Here is an 18,594-nt window from a genome sequence, read left to right as displayed (position 1 = left end):
AGTCTGAAGATGCCTCCGATGACCCGTTGCATCCTCCTGCTGGGAGCCCTGATTCTCAGCGCCTGCGCCCAGCCCGCCGCGGATTTCCTGCCGCCGGCGCAGCGCCCTGTGCCCGCCAACGAAACCCCATGGCCGAAAAACCACGTGCTGGGCATTGCCTACCACGACGTCGAAGACCGCGACCCCGACCAGGCGGTGGTGGCCGTGCGTACCGAACGCCTGATCGAGCAACTGGCCTGGCTGCGCGAGAACGGCTACCAGCCGGTCACCGTGGACCAGATCATGGCGGCGCGCAAAGGCGGCCCCGAGCTGCCGGCCAAGGCCGTGCTGCTGAGCTTCGACGACGGTTATGCGAGCTTCTACACCCGCGTGCTGCCGGTGCTGCGCAGCTACAACTGGCATGCCCTGCTGGCGCCGGTGGGGGCCTGGGTCGACACCCCGCTGAACCAGCCGGTGGACTTTGCCGGCACCCCGCGCCAGCGCTCGGACTTCCTGACCTGGCAGCAGGTCCGCGAGATCTCCCGTTCCGGCCTGGTGGAAATCGCCGCCCACACCGACGCCAACCACAAAGGCGTGCTGGCCAACCCCCAGGGCAACCTGCAACCGGCCGCCGCCACCCGGCGTTATGACGCCAGCAGCGGGCGCTATGAAAGCGAGGCCGAGTTCGAGGCGCGCCTGCGCAGCGACGTGGCCGCCATCTCGAAAAAAATCCGCGCCGCCACCGGCTACAGCCCGCGTGTCTGGGTCTGGCCCTATGGCGCCGCCGACGGCACCGCGCTGCGGGTGGTGGGCGAGCAGGGCTACGACATGGCCCTGACCCTCGACGACGGCCTCGATGCCCTCGACAACCTGATGAGCAGCCCGCGGTTCCTGGTGTCCTCGGATCCGGACGGCATCCACTTCTCCAACAGCATCGTCGGCGTCGAAGCCAGTAACGCCATGCGCGTGGCCCATGTCGACCTGGACAACGTCTACGACCCGGACCCGCAGCAGCAGGAAATCAACCTCGGCAAGCTGGTCCAGCGCATGGCCGACCTGGGGGTGAACACGGTGTTCCTGCAAGCCTTCGCCGACCCCAAGGGCGATGGCCTGGTGCACTCGCTGTACTTCGCCAACCGTCATCTGCCGGTGCGCGCCGACATCTTCGACCGGGTCGCCTGGCAACTGCGCACCCGGGCCAACGTCAAGGTCTTTGCCTGGATGCCGGTGCTGAGTTTCGCCCTCGACCCGAGCCTGCCCCGCGTGACCCGCTGGGACCCGGAAACCGGTCAGGTCGCGGCCGACCCTGACCAGTACCGGCGCCTGTCGCCGTTCGACCCGAAGGTGCGGCGCATCATCGGTGAGATCTACGAAGACGTGGCGCGCCTGACCTCGGTGGACGGCATCCTCTACCACGACGACGCGGTGCTCTCCGATTTCGAAGACGCCAGCCCCGCAGCGCTGCGCACCTACGCCGCCAACGGCCTGCCCGGTTCGATCGCCGCCTTGCGCGCCGATCCGGCGACCCTGCAGCGCTGGACCCGCTTCAAGAGCCGCTACCTGATCGACTTCACCCATGAGCTGACCGCCAAGGTCAAGGCGATCCGTGGGCCGCAGGTGCTGACCGCGCGCAACCTGTTCGCCGAGCCGATGCTCAACCCGCAGAGCGAAGCCTGGTTCGCCCAGAACCTCGACGACTTCCTCGCCAACTACGACTGGACCGCGCCGATGGCCATGCCGTTGATGGAGGGCCAGCAGCGCAAGGCTTCCGGCGCCTGGCTGGAGCAACTGGTGGCCACCGTCAAGGCACGCCCCGGCGCGCTCAACCGTACCGTCTTCGAACTGCAGGCCAGGGACTGGACGCAAAAACCGGCGAGCGATATCGACGCCGCGCAGATGGCCGACTGGATGGGCCGACTCAAGCGCCAGGGCGCGACCAGTTTCGGCTACTACCCGGATAACTTTCTCGAGAACTCGCCGGACCTGAAGACCATCCGTCCCGCGCTCTCCACCAAGTGGAATCCTTAAATCATGTTGGATCGACTGCTAGCCCTGCTCGTTCTGGCGATTGTCCTCGGTGTGCCGCTGGGCCTGATCTTCCTGGTGACCGGCCAGTTCCTGATGGACTTCGTGTTCTTCTACCCGCTGTTCATGTCCGGCCTGTGGATCGCCGGCGGCCTGTACTTCTGGCTGCACTGGGAACGCCACTGGCCCTGGAAGGACGACACCTTGCCGCCGGCGCTGGCGGGCGAGCCGCTGATCAGCATCCTGATCCCTTGCTACAACGAGGGCGACAACGCCGCGGACACCATCCACGCGGCGCTGGCCCAGCACTACCCGAACATCGAAGTCATCGCGATCAACGACGGCTCCAAGGACAACACCGCGCAAGTGCTGGACGCCCTGGCGCTGGAGGATCCGCGGCTGCGGGTGGTGCACCTGGCGGAGAACCAGGGCAAGGCCGTGGCCCTGCGCATGGGCGCTGTGGCGGCGCGCAGCGAATACCTGGTGTGCATCGACGGTGACGCGCTGCTGGCGCCGAACACCGCGGCCTATCTGGTGGCGCCGCTGCTGGAGAATTCGCGCCTGGGCGCGGTGACCGGCAACCCGCGGATCCGCACCCGTTCGACCCTGGTGGGCCGGGTCCAGGTGGGCGAGTTCTCCTCGATCATCGGCCTGATCAAGCGCACCCAGCGGGTGTTCGGGCGGATCTTCACGGTCTCCGGGGTGATTGTCGCCTTCCGCCGCTCGGCCCTGCACCGGGTCGGCTACTGGAGCCCGGACATGATCACCGAAGACATCGACATCAGCTGGAAGCTGCAGCTCGATCACTGGAGCATCTTCTACGAGCCGCGGGCGCTGTGCTGGATCCTCATGCCGGAAACCCTGCACGGCCTGTGGAAGCAGCGCCTGCGCTGGGCCCAGGGCGGCGCCGAGGTGCTGTTCAAGAACATCCGCGGGATCTGGCAATGGCGCCACCGCTACCTGTGGCCGCTCTTGTTCGAATACTGCCTGTCCACCGGCTGGGCCTTCACCTTCCTGCTGTCGGTGATCTTCTGGGGCGTCGGCAAGTTCATCGTCATGCCCGAAGCCATCGCCGTCGACCGCCTGATGCCGCCGGCCTTTACCGGGCTGGTGCTGGCGATGGTCTGCCTGCTGCAGTTCGCGGTCAGCATCCTGATCGACCGCCGGTATGAAAAGGGTTTGGGCAAGACCATGTTCTGGGTGGTCTGGTACCCCCTGGTGTTCTGGTTCGTCAGTTTGCTCACCACCCTGGTGAGTTTCCCCAAGGTGCTGTTCAGCCAACACCAGAAGCGTGCGCGCTGGGTCAGCCCCGACCGTGGCATCAAGCCCATAGATGATGAAGAGGAGGCTCGCTGATGAATATCATCAGAACCCGTCAACGCCCATTGCTGGTGCTCGTCGATGCGGCGTTCACCGTGCTGGCCTGGATCGGCCTGGTGTACCTGCTGGTGCGCGGCCTGTGGCCGCTGATCGACACCCACGACGGCCCGCGCATCGAAGTCGGCGTGCTCGAAGCGCTGGGCACCTTGCAGATCTACCTGTGGGTGGCCCTGCTCAACGCCGCCGTGCTGATCCTCTGGGCGCGTTACCAGCAGCGCAAGAGCAAAAGTTTTGCCCGGCGCCGCCTGCCGTCGCCGGCGGTGGACGACCGGCGCCTGAGCGAAAGCTTCAAGCTCAGCGCCGCTAACTTTGCGCGCATGCGCCAGCCCGGAACCATGACGGTGCACAACGACGAGGAGGGCGGCATCAGCCTGGTCACCACCGGCTTCTTCCGTCTCAACGCCGAACGCCCGCCGCATGCGCCGTTGCTGGCGGATTCCGTGGAGCGCTGATTGGAGGTGGCAGGGCCAGGGCGGCCGGGTAACAATCCCGGTTGCCGTCGGAAAAAGCCCCGGAGCTGAAAAAATCCGGGTTTTTTTCGTTTACAAGCGGCCGCGGCTCAAGCTCAATCATCCTCCAAGCTCCAAGCTCCAAGCTCCAAGCTCCAAGCTCCAAGCTCCGATGAACCCATTCGCAGAAGGTGCTCGCGTATGTCCCGTTTTGCCTCCCTCAATACCTGGCTGGCCGCTGGCGCCGTCCTGCTGTGCCTGCAGTTGCCGGTACAGGCCCAGGAGCGTTTCACCCTGAACGTGCCCGGTGTCTCGGACAACCGCCTGTTCACCCCGGCCAGCGCCAGCGATGCCAAGGGCTGCGGCGGGCATAACCAGTCACCGGCCCTGGCCTGGACCGCCGGCCCCGAAGGCACCCGCAGCTACGCCATCGTGATGCACGACCCGGACGGCGCCAAAGGCCAGGGCGTGGATCACTGGGTGCATTACGGGATCAAGGCCACGACCCGGCAGATCGCCGCCGGCGTGGGGGCCAAGGGCACCCTGGACGGGCTGGGCGGCACCAACAGCAAAGGCACCACCACCTATGTCGGCCCGTGCCCGCCGGTGGGCGACAGCGCTCACCACTACATCATCCAGATCTACGCCCTGGAGCTGGCGCCCGACGCCTTGCCGGCCGGCCTGACCCGCGCCCAGCTGCTGGAAAAGATCAACGGCCACGTACTGCGTAACAGCAGCGTGGTGCGGCGCTATCTGCGCTAAGGGAAATTTTTTCCGGGGGCTTAACCCGAATCGCCCAGGGGCTTCGTCTGAAGGGGGGAATGGATCAATTTCTCCCGAGGTCAGCCCCCCATGTTCCTTCCTCCGTACTACCTTCGCCCCGCCGTTCAGGGTTGCGCCGCCGGGGTGCTGTTGGCCCTGGCCGGTTGCGGTCAGTCCTCGCCGGATGTCCGGAGCGGCGCCGCGCCCGTCCAGGAAGCGGTGGAACCGCAGGCCGCGGTGCCCTCGCCGAGCGAGACCCAGCGCGCCGATGTGATCCTGGCCGGATACAACAACGCCAAGGCGCTCGCCCCGGCGTCCATGCCCACCTCGATGATGACGCGCGAATCGCTACCCGCCGGCTATCGCGCCGAGCCGCGGGAGCAATACCAGAACCTGCCGGACAACCCGATCCACAGCGTGGCGCAGGCCCCGGTCTCGACCTTCAGCGTCGATGTCGATACCGGCGCCTACGCCAACGTCCGACGCCTGCTCAACCAGGGCAGCCTGCCGCCGCAAGGTGCGGTGCGCCTGGAAGAGCTGGTCAATTACTTTCCCTACGATTACGCCCTGCCCGGCGATGGCTCGCCGTTTGGCGTGACCACCGAGATCGCGCCGTCGCCCTGGAACCCCCACACCCGACTGCTGCGCATCGGCATCAAGGCTTCGGATCGCGCCGTTGCCGAGCTGGCGCCGGCCAACCTGGTGTTCCTGGTGGACGTGTCCGGCTCCATGGATCGCCGCGAAGGCCTGCCATTGGTGCAAAGCACCCTCAAGCTGCTGGTGGACCAGTTGCGCGAGCAGGACCGGGTGTCGCTGGTGGTCTATGCCGGTGAATCGCGGGTGGTGCTGGAGCCCACCTCCGGGCGCGACAAGGCGAAGATCCGCAACGCCATCGAGCAACTGACGGCGGGCGGCTCCACCGCCGGCGCCTCGGGCATCCAGCTGGCGTATCAGATGGCCCGCCAGGGCTTCATCAAGAACGGCATCAACCGCATCCTGCTGGCCACCGACGGCGACTTCAACGTCGGCATCAGCGACTTCGACCGCCTCAAGCAGATGGCCGTCGAGCAGCGTAAAAGCGGGGTGTCCCTGACCACCCTCGGCTTTGGCGTGGACAACTACAACGAGCACCTGATGGAGCAACTGGCCGACGCCGGCGACGGTAACTATGCCTACATCGACAACCTGCGCGAGGCGCGCAAGGTCCTGGTGGACCAGCTCAGCTCGACCCTGGCGGTGGTGGCCAAGGACGTGAAGCTGCAGGTGGAATTCAACCCGGCCCAGGTCAGTGAATACCGCCTGCTGGGCTACGAGAACCGTGCGCTGAAACGCGAGGACTTCAACAACGACAAGGTTGATGCCGGCGAGATCGGCGCCGGGCATACGGTCACCGCGCTCTATGAAATCGTGCCCAAGGGCGAGCAGGGCTGGCTGGAGCCGTTGCGTTATGGCCAGGCCCAAGCCAAGACGTCGTCGGAGTCGAGCATCAAGGGCGACGAGCTGGCCATGCTGCGGGTGCGCTACCAGGCCCCGCAGGGCGGCAGCAGCCGGCTGATCGAGCGGCCGATCCTGGCTTCGCAGCAGCACGGCAAACTCGCCCAGGCCAGCGATGATCTAAGATTTGCCGCAGCCGTGGCGGCGTTCGCCCAGCAGCTCAAGGATGGTCGTTATACCGGCGACTTCGGCCTCAAGGACAGCGTCGCTCTGGCCCGTGGCGCCAAGGGCGAAGACCCTTTCGGCCTGCGCGGCGAGTTCGTGCAGCTGGCGGAGCTGGCGCAGAGCCTGCAGACTGCCGCTCCGGCGGATCAACCGGGACGTTCCGGGGAGGCCTTGAGCCGCCGTGAATAACGTCATGACCCACCACCAGAAGGAGTTCAGCACGACCATGCCTGAGGTGAACCGGTCAGGGCCCGCCAGCAGCGATGAAACGCTGCTGGCGCGTTATCGCGCGGGTGACAGCGCCGCCTTCGAGGTCCTCTACCAGCGCCATCGCCAGGGGCTGTACCGGTTTCTGCTGAGCCTGTGCGACAAGGCCGAGCTGGCCGACGAGGTCTATCAGGACACCTGGCTCAGCCTGATCCGCACCAGCAGCGCGCCACAGGGCCGGGCCAGTTTTCGTACCTGGCTGTACCAGATCGCCCGCAACCGCCTGATCGACCACTGGCGCAAGCACGGCATCCGCAACCCGCTGCACGACAGCTACGACGAGCAGCTGCATGACCTGGCCGATGACGCCAGCGGCCCGGAACAGCACCTGAGCCTGAGCCGTGAACGGCAACGCATCGACGCCGCCTTGCAGGATCTGCCCGCCGACCAGCGCGAGGTATTCCTGCTACGTGCCCATGGCGAACTGGAATTGCCACAGATCGCCAGCCTTACCGATACGCCGCTGGAAACGGTGAAAAGCCGTTTCCGTTATGCGCTGAAAAAACTGCGTCGGCTCCTGGCCGAGGAGGTACTGACATGACTGACGCCCGACAACTTCCGCCCACCGAAGAAGAGCGCATGCTCGAGCACATTCGCCAGCACAGCCAGGGCGAACCGCCGGCCAGCCTCGACGCCCTGATCATGGCCACGGCCCGCCGCGAAGCCCCGACCCCCAAGCCTTCCTTGTGGCAACGCTGGTTCGATCTGTGCCGCCAGCCGCGCTGGCAAGTGGCGTTCGCCGGCCTGTTCGGCGTGACCCTGTTGCTGGGCGTGTTGCAGCGCACTCCAGAGCCTGCGCCCCGCCAGGTGCTGGCCCCGGCGCCCATGGCCAAGGCCGCAGCCCCTCAGTTTGCGCGCCGCCAGGCCGAATCCGCTCCAGCCTCCGCAGAGTCGGCCCGTGCCGAATCAAGCCTGGAAGAATCGAACCGCTTCGAACTGGCCACCACGCCGCATGCCAGCGGCGCCTTGTCGGCACCCGCTCCCGCAGCCCCCGCGGCGGGCCTGCCGCTGACCCGGGACACCGGAGCCTTCGCCGCCGAGCCTTATGAGTCCCTGGGGCACCTGGCGTCGTTTCCGGGCAAGGAGCAGGTCGAGCACGACGCGCCGGAGTCGATCCTCGACGATGCCCTGCGTGAGGTGCTGCACCTGCGCCAGACCGGCCAGGATAAGGTCGCCGACCAGTACATCAGCGCCCTGAAACAGCGCTTCCCCCATGAGGATATCGACGCCCGCCTGCGGGCTTTGCAGCAACCCTGAGGCTAAAACGCGCGCAAGTAATGGCCTGGCACCCGGAAAACGCGCACTATCGAGCCAGTTTCCTGAAAGTGAGAGGCTGGCCATGGCGCCACGCATCGACCGTATCGCTGCACTGCTGAATTGCCCGACCAAGGGCGCGGATATCCGCCAGGCCATCAAGGAGAGTCGCAAGGACTTTCTGCTCGAGGCCGAAGAAGAGGATGAAGACCCGCAGCAGGCCCAGCCTGCTGTTGGTCCGGATGAATCGACGCAGAAGCGGCAGACGCCAGACTGACGCCCGTCGCCTTTACTTGCGGGCGGGCGCGCGTTTCACGTTCTGGCCCTTGGCCTCGATGGCCAGGGCGATCGCCTTGTAACAGTCGTAGAACAGTTCCTGGTTCTTGAACATGTTTTCCACCAGTTCCATCTTGCCGTCGCTGTGCTGGACGCGGATGAAACGCTGGTTGAAGACTTCCACCAGCTCGACGTCCGAGATATTGATCAGGCGAATCTCGCGGATCTTCGAACTGAAGTTGCTGACCGGGGCGACCAGCTTCTTATCCGTCAGCACCACATAACGATTGCCGGCACCGCGCAGGAAGATCAACGCACCCGCGACTGCGATGGTCATGGCCACGCCCACGACGCCAAGCAGTTGCATGACCAGATGCCCATTGAGCCCCAGGGCTTCTATCAGCCGGATCACGCTGTTGTTCTCGCTGGGTGTACCGAACACCGCGAACAGCGAAAGCCCGCCGAAGACCAGGCCCGCCAGGGTCATTTTCTTGTAGTTGGGCCCGTAGTAATAACGCGCCTGGTGTGACGGCGCGGTATTGCTGGAAAGGTTCGAGATATTCATCGTGTAGGGTCTTCCATGAGTCTGGCGAGAAAAGGCGGGTATCCGCTCGGTAGCGGGCAGCGCGCAGGCATCATCGCAAAAAAGATCGGCGACACCTAAAGGGTTTTCCGGGAGAAAAGGCTTCAGCAAGAAGCGAAATGCCTCACAACGAATGCAGCCAATCCGCTTTGCTCCTCCCAAACCTCAATCCCGATCAGCCGGCGCCAGGGCCCGTTCAAAGTTGCTGCTCATGCCGTTCTTCCTCTCGTGAGCCTTGGACGTTGGCGATGCTGACGGACTGCGCCACGCATTCGATGACGCAGTCGAAGCCTATTTCCAGACGCAGGTAATAACCAGGCTGCAAGCGCGTGAGCTGGGTGCGCATACGCCCATCGAAACGTGTGCCGCTGACGTGCAGTTCGCTGATGCCCTGGATCTTCAGGTCCAGGCGGCAGTGGGTCAGCGCCTGGCTGGCCGGCCAGGTGGACGGCAGGGATTGGCGCGGTAATGAGCCCGCCAACTGCAGGCTCAGTTGTTCGCCCTGGAACTGTGGGCCCGGGGTGTGCAGGTCGTAGGGCGTGGCCGCTACATCGAATACGGCTTTCCAGGCTTCGGGATTGTCGACACTGAACAGCCAGTCGCGGGAGCCGCGATCCCGCGCGGGGATCGCCCGGCATTCGGCCAGGGACGGCAACCGGGCGCGGATCAGGTCGTCGTGCCACAGCTGCCGGGCCGCCAGGAGCAGGCGTTGAAAGAAGTCCCGGCTGTCGTCGATCTGCGCCGGCCAGCCGGCGGGCCATTGATCGTATTCGTAATCGTCTTCAATGGGCTCCCAAACCTCCTCGAAGTCGAAGTCCGGGTCGTCCAGGGCCGCTTGCAGGACCTCCACCAACCGCTGCGGGTGACGGAAGTTCTCCCGGGTGTTGAAGCGCGCCAGGCAGTAATGGCGGATCAGGTGCTCGCGATCATCGGGGGCGTTGGGGTCGTAGCGGCTCAGCTCGGCATCCAGGGCCGGGAGCATGTCATAGCCGATGAAACAGCTGATCCAGGCGCGCAGGTCCGGCTGGTTGAGCAAAGGATGGCGCAGCATCGGGACCTCCTGTCCGCGAGGCGTGGGTCGACACAGGCCTCGATGATTCTTCGATCAACTCAACGGATGGAAACGAAAAAGCCCCAGGCCATGCGACCTGGGGCTTTTGCGTTTCTAGCTGGCGCACTCGGCGGGATTCGAACCCACGACCCCTGCCTTCGGAGGGCAGTACTCTATCCAGCTGAGCTACGAGTGCAGTGCGGGCGACATCATACCCATGTCGGCTTGGGGCGTCCATGCGGTTTTTTTTCGCGTGATGATTGGTCGTCGCCTCGTTGTTGATCTTGTCCTTTTCGATACCCGAAAGCCCCTTCGCCCTATTCACAAGTCCCCCCACCAGACGTCCCTTTGTTTGCTTTGCTCTATGGCTTCACGCGCTCTAACCCGCTGCGCGCCCGCGCAGCGATTTCCTGCCAGTCAAGGCGAACGCATGCATTCAAAAGGCGTGGTAATGCTCGATCTCTCGTTGCGTCAAACCCTGCTGGCACGCTCCGATCTGTTCAGGGGGCTGCCGGACCATCTGATTCGTTATGTCGCCACCCATGCGGTGGAGCGCTCCTTGAGCGACCGGGAGGTGCTCTACCTCAAGAGTGAGGCGCTGGACTTCATCGCGCTGGTGGTCGAGGGCCAGGTGTATTCGGTGATTCATGGCCCCGACGGGCGCGAGCAGATTGTCGGCAGTGCCGGTGTCGGCCAGGTGGTGGGCGAGTCGGCGCTGATCGAGGGCCACGCCCGGGAAAACTCGGCCTTTGCCTGCGGCCCGACCCGGGTGCTGCTGTTGGGGCAGCGGCATTTCAGGGCCTTGTACGAGGAGCCGCTGTTCTGGCAGCGGGTCCTGATGCTGCTGATGGCGCGCCTGATGAAGATCCTCGAGTTGCTCGAGCTGGTTTGCCTGCACCGCCTGGAGTCGCGGTTGGCGCGGTTCCTGCTGGCCAATATCGATGACTTCGAGCTGGCCCCGGCGACCTGTGCGTCGGTTCCGCGCAACCAGGGCATCCTGGCCTCGATGCTCAACACCAGCCGGCCGAAGCTGAATGTCCAGTTGCAGCTGTGGCGGCGTTCGGGGGTGATCAGCTGCCAGAGCGGTCGGCTGGTGATCAACGATGTCGAGCATCTGCGGCGCAAGGCCTACTCGCTGAATTAATTTTCCAACTGTTCCCCAGGTAACAGCGAACGCCTGGTGCGCGATCAGAGACTGTCGGCTCATCAAGGAATGCACAGGGAGTGCTGGCGATGGGATCTTTTCGTGAAGTGGCGGCGGTCGATCGGTTGTTCGAGGCAAGCTGGCGAGCGGTGTACCCCGAGCTGATGCGCCGGGCCAACCGGCGAGCCAGGGGCAACCTGGCCCTGGCCCAGGAGTGGCTGTCCAACACGGCCGTCAAAGCCCTGCTGTTCTTCAGGCGTTCCCCGGAACGCATCCGAGAGCCGCAGGGCTTTCTGTTTCTGGTACTGGACCACGTCTTTCTCGACAGCCTGCGCCGCAGCAAGCGTGAAGGGCAGCTGTTCGATCACTCGATCGACCTTGAGCACGATCACCAGGCCCTGCTCGCCGCGCCTTGCCTATCGGTGTTCGAGTGCACCGAGCAGCTCGAACGACTGCTGCAGTTGGGCAATCGCGTGGAGCAGCTGCCATTGCTCCAGCGGCGGTTGTTTGAAATGCGTTTTGTCGAGGAACTGCCATACCCGCAGATCGCCGCCGAGCTGGGCATCGCCCAGCCCCTGGTGCGCAAGCGCGTGCAGTTGCTGCGGGCGGCGCTGCGCTGAAAGCGCTTTTGCATTCACAGCGACGGATGTCGGGCGTTCTTGTTTCATGAGCACCTGAAACCGTCGACGAGTTCACCGCCAGCGCGCCTGCGCTGGCGCCTTTCATCAAGGAGAGATGTATGACAGAGGTCAACAGCCAGATTACCGATGCCGTAACCCAAACCAACGTCAAGGTGGTGGCCGAGGCGCCGGCCCAGGCCATTGCCTCGTTGTACCAGGTGGCCAGCCATTCGGCGGGGCTGTCCCTGCAGAACGCGGTCAACAGCCAGCAGGCGTTGAATCAGATCTCCAACGCGGTGATCTCCAAGGCTGTGTCGCTGATCATGCAGATCGGCGAGAAGGCCTGACGCCTGGGGAGATACCTCATGTTCTGGTTCAAGAAAAAACCTGCTGTCGCCGCCGAGCCGGAGACTGACGCCACGCCGGCGACCGACCCCGAGGCGGCCGATCCCAAGCCAAGCGATACCGAGCCGAGCAATTCCAAGCCGAGCGATCCCAAGGCGAGCAATCCCGAAGCCGCTGAGCCTGTGGCTGCTGGCCCCCAGATTCCTGACCCCACCACAGCGGGCGACTCCCCGCCACCCAGCACTCCCAAGTCGCCGCGCACGGTGATGGACCGCATGAACGACTACATGATGGTCCAGGTCGCGGCACCACCGACCGGCAGTACCGATGCGCTGAACAGCCAGATCGTCGAGGCGGTGGAGTTCACCAACGCGCAGACCTTCAGTTATGCCCCGGCGCAGATCGCCATCGCCCCGGACATGATGATCAGCCAGGCCGCCGGCCTGGTCGCGCAATCGGCGGCGGGCTATTTCGACGGGGTCAGCAAGCTGGCGCTGGCGGCCCAGGCGGTATTGCTCGAGCAGATGACGAAAAACATCGTCGAAAACCATCCCGAAAAAGCCGCCGAGGATGCCTTGGGCGCCCTGGCCACCGACCTGCTGGTGGGGGCGGCGGCCGCTGTCGCCGCGGCGGCTGGCGCCCTGGAGGCGACAGCCGCGGGCATAGCCATCGACAAGATCGACGAGAGCATCGCCAAGTACAGCAACACCCTGGCCAATCGCGGCGCGCCGCCGTCCTGATTCACGCCGTCCTGGCGTCATGAGCACCCAGTCCCGGAGCCCCTCCGGGACTGGGCAGCAGCACGTTCTTTAATGAGCAAGGAGGAGGCCGAGATGCCCCAGGAAAATTCCGACTCGCTAGCGAGTCTTTATCAATTGGCCGATGCGCTCAACCTGAGCCTGTCCGCGGGTGAAAAGCAGATTCTCGAAGCCTGGATGCGCAGCGAGCCGCGCACGGGTGTCATGGAGCGGGTGCTCAACCAGACCCAGCACCTGATCGAGAGCGAGAGACAACGCACCCGCGACTTGATGGAGCAGGCCAGGGTCAGCGAAAGCAGCCTGCTGGGCAGTCCCCAGCAGCGCGAAGCGGTGATCCGCCAGTGGCTGGCGGCCAAGCAACAGGCGACGGTTATCGATGCGCCGGAGGAGCCTGTGCGGATGCTCAGCAGCGCGCAGAACCAGCTGATCCGCCAGACCGTCGAGGAAGCCGTGCAAGCGCGGATGCTGGGGCTGGTGCAGCAGGTCGAGGCGGTGCTTTCCCGTATCGACCAGGCAGGCGACGCGCCGGAGGACCATTGAGCATTTGCTCGTTCACAGCCTGGGTTTTGCCACGTTCATTGGTTAACACGGAACCCGCCGTGTACTAAACAAAGGAAGTTGAACCATGCCATTAGTCAACGAGCAAATTACCGACGCGGTCACCCAGACCAACGTCAAAGTGGTGGCCGAATCCCCAGCGATGGCGATGAGCACCATCTACCAGTCCATGGGCCAGGCCACGGCGATTCTGTTCCAGAACGCTGTTTCCGCCCAGCAGCAGCAAAATACCCTGGCCCAGGCCGCCACCAACCAGGGCGTGATGCAGATCTACAGCGTCGATACCACCGCAGGCGCGGCGGCTACCGAAAAAGTCGCCCAGGGCGGCGTGGCCGACAACCTGACCAGCCTGCTGACGGTCCTCAAATCGTTCAACCCTTGATCGGGCGAGCGCTAACGGAAGTTGTTCTTTCTTAATAAGGAGTTTCATCTATGAGCACAGTCAGTCCGCAAATCACCGATGCCGTCACCCAAACCAACGTCAAGGTCGTGGCCGAAGCGCCGGCCATGTCGATGGGCACCATCTACCAGTCCCTGGGGCAATCCGTAGCGATCCTGTTCCAGAACTCGGTCTCGGCCCAGCAACAGCAAAACACCCTGGCCCAGGCGGCGACCAACCAGGGCGTGATGCAGATCTACAGCGTCAACACCACCGCAGGTGCGGCGGCCACCGAAAAAATGGCTCAGGGCGGTGTCGGCGACAACCTCGCCAGCTTGCTGACGATCCTCAAGTCGTTCTCTTAAGACCTGGCCTTGAGAAAACCCCGCAGCCTTCCGGCTGTGGGGTTTTTTGCGTTTGCGCGACGCAAGCCCAACCCCAACCCCAACCCCCTGTAGGAGCGAGCTTGCTCGCGATAAACAACGCCCATTCGACACCGGTGTCGACCGCCAGGCCGCCATCGCGAGCGAGCTCGCTCCTACAGGGAGGGCGCCTGCCTCCGACCCTAGGGCGGTGTCGTTGATCCGAAAGATTCTGCCAAAGCGGCGTTTTCGTTCTTTTTTTCGAACGGACTATTGTCCTTTATCGACGTTGACCCTAGGATTCGTTTGAGATTTCAAACGCTCTTGTCTGAGAGCCGACCCGCACGTCTATTCTGATATGCGCTATTTCTGTGCTTGAGCCCGGTAACAGTTTTTCCTGACGGCAGCCTGTCAAGGCGCCTTTCAACAATCACAATTCGCTCCGCCCCGCGCGGTGCTGTTAAGGAAACCGACATGCAGCTTAAAGACGCCCAGTTGTTCCGCCAGCAAGCCTTCATCGATGGGGCTTGGGTCGACGCGGATAACGGCCAGACCATCAAAGTGAACAACCCGGCAACGGGCGAAATCCTCGGCACCGTGCCGAAGATGGGCGCCGCTGAAACCCGCCGCGCCATCGAAGCCGCCGACAAGGCCCTGCCGGCCTGGCGCGCGCTGACCGCCAAGGAGCGGGCGACCAAGCTGCGTCGCTGGTATGAGCTGCTGATCGAAAACCAGGACGACCTCGGTCGCCTGATGACCCTGGAACAGGGCAAGCCACTGGCCGAAGCCAAGGGCGAAATCGCCTACGCCGCCTCCTTCATCGAATGGTTCGCCGAAGAAGCCAAGCGCATCTACGGCGACGTGATTCCCGGCCACCAGCCGGACAAGCGCCTGATCGTGATCAAGCAGCCGATCGGCGTGACCGCAGCCATCACCCCGTGGAACTTCCCGGCGGCGATGATCACCCGTAAAGCCGGCCCGGCCCTGGCCGCTGGCTGCACCATGGTGATCAAGCCGGCTTCGCAGACCCCGTTCTCCGCCCTGGCCCTGGTCGAGTTGGCGCACCGCGCCGGCATCCCGAAAGGCGTGCTGAGCGTGGTCACCGGCAGCGCTGGCGACATCGGCGGTGAGCTGACCAGCAACCCGATCGTGCGCAAGCTGTCCTTCACCGGCTCGACCGAAATCGGTCGCCAGCTGATGGCCGAATGCGCCAAGGACATCAAGAAAGTCTCCCTGGAGCTGGGCGGTAACGCTCCGTTCATCGTGTTCGACGACGCGGACCTGGATAAGGCCGTCGAAGGCGCGATCATCTCCAAGTACCGCAACAACGGTCAGACCTGCGTCTGCGCCAACCGCCTGTACATCCAGGATTCGGTCTACGACGCCTTCGCCGAGAAGCTCAAGGTCGCGGTGACCAAGCTGAAGATCGGCAACGGCCTGGAAGAGGGCACCACCACCGGCCCGCTGATCGACGAAAAAGCCGTGGCCAAGGTCCAGGAACATATCGCCGACGCCCTGGGCAAAGGCGCGACCCTGCTGGCCGGCGGCAAGCCGATGGAAGGCAACTTCTTCGAGCCGACCATCCTGGTCAACGTGTCGAAAGACGCGGCCGTGGCCAAGGAAGAAACCTTCGGTCCGCTGGCGCCGCTGTTCCGTTTCAAGGACGAAGCCGAAGTGATCGCCATGTCCAACGACACCGAGTTCGGCCTGGCCTCCTACTTCTACGCTCGCGACCTGGGCCGTGTGTTCCGCGTGGCCGAAGCCCTGGAATATGGCATGGTCGGCGTCAACACCGGGTTGATCTCCAACGAAGTCGCGCCGTTCGGCGGCATCAAGGCTTCGGGCCTGGGCCGTGAAGGCTCCAAGTACGGCATCGAGGATTACCTGGAAATCAAATACCTCTGCCTGGGCATCTGATACCCGCGCCAAGGCATGGTTTTAAACGCCAGGGGCACGAGAGCGCTGTCCCCTGGCGTGCTGCAAACGATATTTCAGTAGTGGCCGGGATAGCCGGGGCAGTCGATCATCGCATGCTGCCGCGGTTGCCTCCCCGCCACGTCATCCTTGAACCACGCCGACCGATGAGCGGCGAATGAGGACACTATGAGCAAGACCAACGCATCCCTGATGAAACGCCGTGAAGCAGCCGTACCGCGCGGTGTTGGCCAGATTCACCCGATCTTCGCCGATTCCGCGAAGAACGCCACGGTAACCGACGTTGAAGGTCGCGAGTTCATCGACTTCGCCGGCGGTATCGCCGTACTCAACACCGGCCACCTGCACCCGAAAGTCGTCGCCGCGGTGACCGAGCAGCTGAACAAGCTGACCCACACCTGCTTCCAGGTCCTGGCCTACGAGCCTTACGTGGAACTGTGCGAAAAAGTGAACGCCAAGGTGCCGGGCGATTTCGCCAAGAAAACCCTGCTGGTGACCACAGGTTCCGAAGCCGTGGAAAACTCGGTGAAGATCGCCCGTGCCGCCACTGGCCGCGCTGGCGTGATCGCCTTCACCGGCGCCTACCACGGCCGCACCATGATGACCCTGGGCCTGACCGGCAAGGTCGTGCCTTACTCGGCCGGCATGGGCCTGATGCCAGGCGGCATCTTCCGCGCGCTGTACCCGAACGAGCTGCACGGTGTGAGCATCGACGATTCGATCGCCAGCATCGAGCGCATCTTCAAGAATGACGCCGAGCCACGTGACATCGCCGCGATCATCATCGAACCGGTGCAAGGTGAAGGCGGTTTCTACGTCGCGCCGAAAGAGTTCATGAAGCGTCTGCGTGCCCTGTGCGACCAGCACGGCATCCTGCTGATCGCCGACGAAGTGCAGACCGGCGCTGGCCGTACCGGCACCTTCTTCGCCATGGAGCAGATGGGCGTTGCCGCCGACCTGACCACCTTCGCCAAGTCCATCGCTGGCGGCTTCCCGCTGGCCGGTGTCTGCGGCAAGGCCGAATACATGGACGCCATCGCGCCAGGCGGCCTGGGCGGTACCTACGCCGGCAGCCCGATCGCTTGCGCCGCGGCCCTGGCCGTGATGGAAGTGTTCGAGGAAGAGCACCTGCTGGACCGTTGCAAGGCGGTCGGCGAGCGTCTGGTGACCGGCCTCAAGGCCATCCAGGCCAAGTACCCGGTGATCGGCGACGTGCGTGCCCTGGGCGCGATGATCGCGGTCGAGCTGTTCGAGAACGGCGACAGCCACAAGCCGAACGCCGCTGCGGTGGCACAGGTTGTGGCCAAGGCGCGCGACAAGGGCCTGATCCTGCTGTCCTGCGGCACCTACGGCAACGTCCTGCGCGTGCTGGTTCCGCTGACCTCGCCGGACGAGCAGCTGGACAAGGGCCTGGCGATCATCGAAGAGTGCTTCTCCGAACTCTGATCCCGCCTGTGACCTGAATGACAAAAAGACCCGCCTCGGCGGGTTTTTTTGTGCCGATCGAGGAGGCGCAGTGCATTTGCGCTGTATGGAAGCCTCGGCATTGACTAAGGTGCAAAGGATTGCCCAGGGAGCGTGCTGCATGACTGCTGTGGATCTACCCGCTGTACCGCAAGTGTTGATTGCCGAAGCGGACCCTTGGTCGCGCGATTTGCTCAAGCAGGTGTTGTTGAATGTCCGTTGCGATGCGCGGCTGGATGTGTGCGCCGACGGTCAGGAAGCCCTGCAACTGCTGGCCGAAAAACCCTATGACCTGGTGATCGCCGACTGGGAGTTGCCCGGCGTCGACGGCCTGAGCCTGCTGCGCAGCGTGCGCCAGCGCAAGCGCAACCCGGTGCTGCCGTTCATCCTCATCAGCAATCGCAGCGACAGCGCCAGCGTGCGCGAAGCCCTGCCGCTGGCGCCGACGGCCTACCTGACCAAGCCGCTGAACATGGAAGGCCTGACCCAGCGCCTGCAGGATCTGCTGCTGGATGCCGGCCAGGAAGTGTCGTGCGAGATCCCGGCCCTGGCGCCGGGCATGACCCTGTGGACCTTTCTCGAGCGCCGCCGCGAGCTGGCCGAGGGTGCGCCGTTGCTCGCCGACGTGCAGCTGGCGGTGAAACGCAGCCTCAACCCCAACGGTCTCGACCTCAAGCTGCTGGAAGAAGAGGTGCGTACCGACCCGCAGATCACCGCGGTGCTGATTGCCGCGGCCAACAGCGCCGCCCAGCACCATGGCAGCGCTGTGCAGACCCTGGCCCAGGCCCTGCAGCGGCTGGGCTCCGGGCAGAGCATGAACCTGATTCTCGGCCTGGCGCTCAAGCGCAGCGCCCGCCTGAGCGACCCGGCCCTGGGCGATTACGCCGAGCGTTACTGGGAGCTGTCGCTGCATACCGCGGAATACGGCCGGACCCTGGCCCGTTTGCTGGACCTGGACCAGGAGCGCTGCTACTGCGCCGGCCTGCTGCATCGCCTGGGGGATCTGGCGCTGCTGAGCTGCCTGCAGGAGTGGAAACAGGCCGGTGGCGCGCTGGACGACATGGAAGAGGTCGGCGATGCCCTGGAACAGTTCGGCGCGGCCTACGGTTCGGCCTTGCGCACCCGCTGGCGACTGCCGCTGGAGCTGCGCGAGCTGATTGCCTCGGTCTACCAGCTCGGTGGCGGGGTTTACTCCCGCGAGGCGCTGGTGATGAACCTGTCCGCCCAGCTCGCCCGTCTGCAACCGTCCGAGGGCCTCGAAGAGCTGGCCAACAGCAAGACCGCGCGCCTGCTCAAGATCGGCCTGCCAGAGCTGAGCCGCCTGCGCAAAGGCTGATACCTCGA

20 protein-coding genes and 1 tRNA gene are annotated in these 18,594 nt (G+C 64.4%); 18 read left to right on the top strand and 3 right to left on the bottom strand.

The annotated features are described in order from the left end of the window. The first annotated feature begins 9 nt into the window (after positions 1 to 9). From pgaB to ACTJKT_RS25860, 8 genes are all read left to right on the top strand, one after another. Positions 10 to 2,007 carry a poly-beta-1,6-N-acetyl-D-glucosamine N-deacetylase PgaB gene (gene pgaB, locus ACTJKT_RS25895; RefSeq protein ID WP_440789077.1) on the top strand — a complete coding sequence of 666 codons (1,998 nt, stop codon included), beginning with the start codon at positions 10 to 12 and terminating at the stop codon, positions 2,005 to 2,007. Positions 2,008 to 2,010: 3 nt separating this feature from the next. Continuing rightward, entirely contained in the window at positions 2,011 to 3,360 is a 1,350-nt protein-coding gene (gene pgaC, locus ACTJKT_RS25890; protein WP_097306252.1) for a poly-beta-1,6-N-acetyl-D-glucosamine synthase, read from the top strand. Beyond that, the gene (gene pgaD, locus ACTJKT_RS25885) at positions 3,360 to 3,836 is read left to right on the top strand and encodes a poly-beta-1,6-N-acetyl-D-glucosamine biosynthesis protein PgaD (protein ID WP_440789076.1); all 477 of its coding nucleotides are present in this window, start codon (positions 3,360 to 3,362) and stop codon (positions 3,834 to 3,836) included. Before pgaC ends, pgaD begins: the two co-directional genes overlap by 1 nt. 198 nt (positions 3,837 to 4,034) lie before the next feature. After that, entirely contained in the window at positions 4,035 to 4,595 is a 561-nt protein-coding gene (locus ACTJKT_RS25880) for a YbhB/YbcL family Raf kinase inhibitor-like protein (protein ID WP_440789075.1), read from the top strand. A gap of 90 nt (positions 4,596 to 4,685) precedes the next feature. Next, positions 4,686 to 6,443 (top strand): vWA domain-containing protein, encoded by a 1,758-nt coding sequence (locus ACTJKT_RS25875; protein WP_440789074.1) that lies wholly within the window; start codon positions 4,686 to 4,688, stop codon positions 6,441 to 6,443. A gap of 37 nt (positions 6,444 to 6,480) precedes the next feature. After that, the gene (locus ACTJKT_RS25870; RefSeq protein WP_440789120.1) at positions 6,481 to 7,062 is read left to right on the top strand and encodes an RNA polymerase sigma factor; all 582 of its coding nucleotides are present in this window, start codon (positions 6,481 to 6,483) and stop codon (positions 7,060 to 7,062) included. Next, positions 7,059 to 7,778 (top strand): hypothetical protein, encoded by a 720-nt coding sequence (locus tag ACTJKT_RS25865; RefSeq protein WP_440789073.1) that lies wholly within the window; start codon positions 7,059 to 7,061, stop codon positions 7,776 to 7,778. The genes ACTJKT_RS25870 and ACTJKT_RS25865 overlap by 4 nt, the downstream gene beginning before the upstream one ends. 82 nt (positions 7,779 to 7,860) lie before the next feature. Then, the gene (locus ACTJKT_RS25860) at positions 7,861 to 8,052 is read left to right on the top strand and encodes a hypothetical protein (protein WP_097306242.1); all 192 of its coding nucleotides are present in this window, start codon (positions 7,861 to 7,863) and stop codon (positions 8,050 to 8,052) included. Positions 8,053 to 8,064: 12 nt separating this feature from the next. Here the strand turns inward: ACTJKT_RS25860 and ACTJKT_RS25855 are convergent, their stop codons facing one another. From ACTJKT_RS25855 to ACTJKT_RS25845, 3 genes are all read right to left on the bottom strand, one after another. Next, entirely contained in the window at positions 8,065 to 8,616 is a 552-nt protein-coding gene (locus tag ACTJKT_RS25855) for a hypothetical protein (protein WP_440789072.1), read from the bottom strand. 214 nt (positions 8,617 to 8,830) lie between these two features. Next, positions 8,831 to 9,685 carry a hypothetical protein gene (locus ACTJKT_RS25850; RefSeq protein ID WP_440789071.1) on the bottom strand — a complete coding sequence of 285 codons (855 nt, stop codon included), beginning with the start codon at positions 9,683 to 9,685 and terminating at the stop codon, positions 8,831 to 8,833. Positions 9,686 to 9,804: 119 nt separating this feature from the next. Then, a tRNA-Arg gene (locus tag ACTJKT_RS25845) sits at positions 9,805 to 9,881 on the bottom strand. Positions 9,882 to 10,115: 234 nt separating this feature from the next. Between ACTJKT_RS25845 and ACTJKT_RS25840 the strand changes: the two genes are divergently transcribed. The 10 genes from ACTJKT_RS25840 (at position 10,116) to ACTJKT_RS25795 (ending at position 18,586) form a co-directional block, all read left to right on the top strand. Continuing rightward, positions 10,116 to 10,829, top strand: coding sequence for a Crp/Fnr family transcriptional regulator (locus ACTJKT_RS25840; protein WP_440789070.1), 714 nt, complete (start codon positions 10,116 to 10,118; stop codon positions 10,827 to 10,829). A gap of 89 nt (positions 10,830 to 10,918) precedes the next feature. Next, positions 10,919 to 11,449: an RNA polymerase sigma factor gene (locus tag ACTJKT_RS25835; RefSeq protein ID WP_189635961.1), complete on the top strand. Its 531-nt coding sequence runs from the start codon at positions 10,919 to 10,921 to the stop codon at positions 11,447 to 11,449. Between the two features lie 119 nt (positions 11,450 to 11,568). Continuing rightward, the gene (locus tag ACTJKT_RS25830) at positions 11,569 to 11,796 is read left to right on the top strand and encodes a RebB family R body protein (protein ID WP_063427740.1); all 228 of its coding nucleotides are present in this window, start codon (positions 11,569 to 11,571) and stop codon (positions 11,794 to 11,796) included. Positions 11,797 to 11,814: 18 nt separating this feature from the next. Then, the gene (locus tag ACTJKT_RS25825) at positions 11,815 to 12,534 is read left to right on the top strand and encodes a hypothetical protein (protein WP_440789069.1); all 720 of its coding nucleotides are present in this window, start codon (positions 11,815 to 11,817) and stop codon (positions 12,532 to 12,534) included. A 93-nt stretch (positions 12,535 to 12,627) separates the two neighbouring features. Continuing rightward, the gene (locus tag ACTJKT_RS25820; RefSeq protein WP_440789068.1) at positions 12,628 to 13,092 is read left to right on the top strand and encodes a hypothetical protein; all 465 of its coding nucleotides are present in this window, start codon (positions 12,628 to 12,630) and stop codon (positions 13,090 to 13,092) included. An 85-nt stretch (positions 13,093 to 13,177) separates the two neighbouring features. Further along, positions 13,178 to 13,492, top strand: coding sequence for a RebB family R body protein (locus ACTJKT_RS25815; protein WP_009041621.1), 315 nt, complete (start codon positions 13,178 to 13,180; stop codon positions 13,490 to 13,492). A gap of 50 nt (positions 13,493 to 13,542) precedes the next feature. After that, the gene (locus tag ACTJKT_RS25810; protein WP_440789067.1) at positions 13,543 to 13,854 is read left to right on the top strand and encodes a RebB family R body protein; all 312 of its coding nucleotides are present in this window, start codon (positions 13,543 to 13,545) and stop codon (positions 13,852 to 13,854) included. 471 nt (positions 13,855 to 14,325) lie between these two features. After that, positions 14,326 to 15,768 carry an NADP-dependent succinate-semialdehyde dehydrogenase gene (gene gabD / locus ACTJKT_RS25805; protein ID WP_440789066.1) on the top strand — a complete coding sequence of 481 codons (1,443 nt, stop codon included), beginning with the start codon at positions 14,326 to 14,328 and terminating at the stop codon, positions 15,766 to 15,768. Positions 15,769 to 15,954: 186 nt separating this feature from the next. Further along, positions 15,955 to 17,232 (top strand): 4-aminobutyrate--2-oxoglutarate transaminase, encoded by a 1,278-nt coding sequence (gabT, locus tag ACTJKT_RS25800; protein WP_009041624.1) that lies wholly within the window; start codon positions 15,955 to 15,957, stop codon positions 17,230 to 17,232. Between the two features lie 139 nt (positions 17,233 to 17,371). Next, on the top strand, positions 17,372 to 18,586 hold the full coding sequence (locus tag ACTJKT_RS25795; protein WP_440789065.1) for an HDOD domain-containing protein: 1,215 nt from the start codon (positions 17,372 to 17,374) through the stop codon (positions 18,584 to 18,586). Positions 18,587 to 18,594 lie beyond the last annotated feature (8 nt).

The organism is Pseudomonas sp. 22526, from assembly GCF_052044735.1.
Lineage (GTDB): Bacteria > Pseudomonadota > Gammaproteobacteria > Pseudomonadales > Pseudomonadaceae > Aquipseudomonas > Aquipseudomonas piscium.
Note: the sequence above shows the minus strand (reverse complement) of the source record. Positions and strands in the feature narration are given on the sequence as shown.

Excerpts from the sequence above, each read along its gene's own strand:
- pgaB (WP_440789077.1), top strand. The coding sequence starts at position 10 with ATGCCTCCGATGACCCGTTGCATCCTCCTGCTGGGAGCCCTGATTCTC.
- pgaC (WP_097306252.1), top strand. The coding sequence starts at position 2,011 with ATGTTGGATCGACTGCTAGCCCTGCTCGTTCTGGCGATTGTCCTCGGT.
- pgaD (WP_440789076.1), top strand. The coding sequence starts at position 3,360 with ATGAATATCATCAGAACCCGTCAACGCCCATTGCTGGTGCTCGTCGAT.
- ACTJKT_RS25880 (WP_440789075.1), top strand. The coding sequence starts at position 4,035 with ATGTCCCGTTTTGCCTCCCTCAATACCTGGCTGGCCGCTGGCGCCGTC.
- ACTJKT_RS25875 (WP_440789074.1), top strand. The coding sequence starts at position 4,686 with ATGTTCCTTCCTCCGTACTACCTTCGCCCCGCCGTTCAGGGTTGCGCC.
- ACTJKT_RS25870 (WP_440789120.1), top strand. The coding sequence starts at position 6,481 with ATGCCTGAGGTGAACCGGTCAGGGCCCGCCAGCAGCGATGAAACGCTG.
- ACTJKT_RS25865 (WP_440789073.1), top strand. The coding sequence starts at position 7,059 with ATGACTGACGCCCGACAACTTCCGCCCACCGAAGAAGAGCGCATGCTC.
- ACTJKT_RS25860 (WP_097306242.1), top strand. The coding sequence starts at position 7,861 with ATGGCGCCACGCATCGACCGTATCGCTGCACTGCTGAATTGCCCGACC.
- ACTJKT_RS25855 (WP_440789072.1), bottom strand. The coding sequence starts at position 8,616 with ATGAATATCTCGAACCTTTCCAGCAATACCGCGCCGTCACACCAGGCG.
- ACTJKT_RS25850 (WP_440789071.1), bottom strand. The coding sequence starts at position 9,685 with ATGCTGCGCCATCCTTTGCTCAACCAGCCGGACCTGCGCGCCTGGATC.
- ACTJKT_RS25840 (WP_440789070.1), top strand. The coding sequence starts at position 10,116 with ATGCATTCAAAAGGCGTGGTAATGCTCGATCTCTCGTTGCGTCAAACC.
- ACTJKT_RS25835 (WP_189635961.1), top strand. The coding sequence starts at position 10,919 with ATGGGATCTTTTCGTGAAGTGGCGGCGGTCGATCGGTTGTTCGAGGCA.
- ACTJKT_RS25830 (WP_063427740.1), top strand. The coding sequence starts at position 11,569 with ATGACAGAGGTCAACAGCCAGATTACCGATGCCGTAACCCAAACCAAC.
- ACTJKT_RS25825 (WP_440789069.1), top strand. The coding sequence starts at position 11,815 with ATGTTCTGGTTCAAGAAAAAACCTGCTGTCGCCGCCGAGCCGGAGACT.
- ACTJKT_RS25820 (WP_440789068.1), top strand. The coding sequence starts at position 12,628 with ATGCCCCAGGAAAATTCCGACTCGCTAGCGAGTCTTTATCAATTGGCC.
- ACTJKT_RS25815 (WP_009041621.1), top strand. The coding sequence starts at position 13,178 with ATGCCATTAGTCAACGAGCAAATTACCGACGCGGTCACCCAGACCAAC.
- ACTJKT_RS25810 (WP_440789067.1), top strand. The coding sequence starts at position 13,543 with ATGAGCACAGTCAGTCCGCAAATCACCGATGCCGTCACCCAAACCAAC.
- gabD (WP_440789066.1), top strand. The coding sequence starts at position 14,326 with ATGCAGCTTAAAGACGCCCAGTTGTTCCGCCAGCAAGCCTTCATCGAT.
- gabT (WP_009041624.1), top strand. The coding sequence starts at position 15,955 with ATGAGCAAGACCAACGCATCCCTGATGAAACGCCGTGAAGCAGCCGTA.
- ACTJKT_RS25795 (WP_440789065.1), top strand. The coding sequence starts at position 17,372 with ATGACTGCTGTGGATCTACCCGCTGTACCGCAAGTGTTGATTGCCGAA.